Origin of the sequence: Clostridium sp. (genome assembly GCF_051278035.1) — a bacterium.
In the GTDB taxonomy this organism is placed as follows: Bacteria; Bacillota; Clostridia; order Clostridiales; family Clostridiaceae; genus Clostridium_AD.
The window spans coordinates 1-3,195 of record NZ_JBNMNU010000291.1; the positions used below are offsets into that span (position 1 = coordinate 1).

1 protein-coding gene is annotated in these 3,195 nt (G+C 30.9%); it reads left to right on the forward strand.

Annotated features, from left to right (window positions below):
• A partial coding sequence (locus tag ACJAX4_RS23095) for an FtsX-like permease family protein (RefSeq protein WP_435791788.1) occupies window positions 1-3,173 on the forward strand: 3,173 nt, incomplete at its 5' end.
• Window positions 3,174-3,195: the final 22 nt, after the last annotated feature.

Genomic DNA, 3,195 nt, shown 5'->3' on the forward strand with positions numbered 1-3,195 from the left:
TGAGGAAAACATTTTTTAAAAATTTATTTAGGGATATAAGAAAGACACTTTCAAGATTTTTATCTATTGTAATAATTATTGCAATGGGAGTAGCTTTTTATGCAGGGGTTAGAGCTACTAGCCCAGATATGAAAGAATCGGTAGACTTTTATTTTAGTGAAACAAAATTTATGGACTTTAAGTTAATTTCTACACTTGGACTAACAGAGGATGATGTATTAGAAGTACAAAAACTAAAAGATATAAAAAGCGCCAAGGGGTCATTCTCATTAGATGCAGTAGTTGCAAAAGATAAGCGAGAGCTAGTGGTTAATGTTAATTCAATTCCTTCTACGGAAGGCATAAATAATGTGAAAATCATCACAGGAAGAATGGCCCAAAATAATAATGAAGCAGTAGTTGAAGCTGGATTTTTAAAAGAAAACAAATTTAAGATAGGGGCTGAAATAGAACTAAAATCAGGAATCGATACTAAAATAGGTGATGACTTAAAAAATAGTACATTTAAAATAGTAGGAACCGCACTGTCACCTCTTTATTTATCAGCTCAAAGACAGTTAAGCTCTGTGGGAAATGGATCAGTTAAAGGATTTATATATATAATACCTGATGTATTCAAAAGTGAGATATTTACAGAGATATATGTAAAATCTAATATTGAACAGTCAAAAAATAGCCTTCTTCTAAATGAAGATTATAAAAAAAATTCTAAGAGTATAGAACAAAATCTTAAAGACCTTGGAATTATTAGAAGTAAAGTTAGATATTCGAAGGTTTTACGAGATGCGCAAAGTAAGATAAATACTGCAGAAGAAAAATTAAATGCATCGAAAAAAGAAGCAGGGGATAAATTTTCTGAAGGTTACAAAACTATAAATGAGGCAAAAGCAGAAATTAGTCAGGGTAAAGCTGATCTAGCAAAAAACCAAAGTGTTTTTAATAAAAAAGAGGCGCAGGGGAAAATTCAAATTGAAGAAGGGAAAAGAAAACTTGTAAAAAGCCAGTTGGATCTTAACCTTGGAAAAAAACAAGCAGCTAATAATATTTCATCCTCAATGGCAGTAAAAGTTTCGGAAGCGAAAAAACAATCCGAGTCTGATCCTAGTAATGAGATCTATAAAACTCAGTATAATGGAATAAATGAAATTTATGTTAAAAATATTGTGGGAAAAGATTTTGACAGCATGTACAATTCGCTAAAAACTAATTCAGTACTAGAACAAATCAAGCCTTTTATTGATATTGAACTTTTAAGAAATAACTTTGATAGTTCAAAGTCGCAAATAGACATGGGCTTAAATGAATTAGGTAAGCAGGAAAAATTAATTAAACAAGGGAAGTTAGATTTAGAAGCAGGGAGTAAAAAACTCCAAGACGGTGAGAAACAAATTGATCAAAACTTACTGAAATTAAAGTCTGAAGAAGACAAAGCAAATATTAAAATAAAAGATGGAGAAGCAGAAATTAAGAAGAGTAAAGATAAAATCAATGACATTGAAGAGCCTGACTTCTATGTGCTAGGACGTAGTGATAACGTAGGATATGAAACTTATAGACAGGACAGTGACAGAATAGATAACATAGGTAAATCATTTCCACTTATATTTTTCCTCGTGGCAGCTTTAGTTAGTCTTACAACTATGACAAGGATGGTTGGGGAAAATAGAACTGAAATAGGAACTTTTAAGGCCCTGGGATATTCAAGAATGGCCATAGTTTCTCATTATTTAATCTATGCATTAACAGCTAGTATAACTGGGAGCATAATAGGGGTATCCTTTGGATTTAGGCTTTTTCCTCCACTTATTATGAATGCGTATGCGACGCTTTATTCTATTCCATATTCACTAACACCATTTAACGTAAATCTTGCAATGCAATCTTCGTTAATTGCTATATTGTTTACTACTTTAGCGGCGGCTCTTGCAACCCTTGAAGAATTAAGGCAAGAACCAGCATCACTCATGAGACCTAAGCCACCAAAGGCTGGGAAGACTGTATTGCTGGAAAAAGTAACTTTTATATGGAAAAGATTAAGTTTCACAAACAAAGTTACTACAAGAAATATATTCAGATATAAACAGAGATTTTTCATGACAGTAATTGGAATAGCTACCTGCACAGGCCTCATGATAACGGGTTTTGGACTTAAGTCAGGAATAACAGGGGCTGTAGAAAGTCAATTTACAAAGATATATACGTATGATATGGTGTCAACTCTTAGCAGTGACATGGATCCTAATGAGAAAAACATAACTAAAGCTAAAATAATGGAAGATGATAACGTAAAATCAGTTTTATTCACATATACCAAGAATGGAACAGTGAATCTTAATAAATCTGGTAAAGAAGATGCATTTGTGATAGTTACAGAAAATGAAGAGGAAATTAATAATTATATTAATCTTTCAATGAAGGACGCAAAACTAAACCTTACTGGAAATGGCATAATTATTACACAAAAATTATCAAAACTTACCAATAAAAAAATAGGAGATACACTGGAAATAACCATGAATGATAAAGTGGTTAAAGCTGAAATTACTGGCGTAACAGAACATTACTTGCAACATTACATTTACATGAGCTCTGATTATTATAAAAAACTAACAGGAGACACCTTAAAGTTTAATGGTTTTTATGGACTTATAAAATCAACTTCAGATAGCGCTGAACTTAGTACAACTAAAATACTAACTTCCATAAAAAATGTAGGAGCTGTAAGTTATAAAAATAAAAGCCATTTTGATTTTAATAAAACCACAAAGAGTATAAATTCAGTGGTTATGATATTAATAATATCAGCTGGCGTTCTTGCTTTTGTTGTAATATATAATCTTACAAATATAAATATAAATGAAAGAATAAGAGAATTATCTACAATAAAGCTTTTAGGATTTTACGATAACGAACTTGCATTATATATATATCGTGAAAACATCATACTAACGGTAATAGGCAGTTTAACTGGAATATATGTGGGAATACTCCTGAACAATTTTGTAATTAATGCTGCAGAGACTAATGTAATGATGTTTATGAGAAAGATTGACCCTATATATTTTGTATATTCAGTGTTACTTACAATTTTCTTTTCAATAATTGTAAATCTAGTTATGTACAGAGAATTTGGTAATATAGATATGATAGAATCACTAAAAAGCGCAGAATAAAATTATTAATCATAGATAGTTA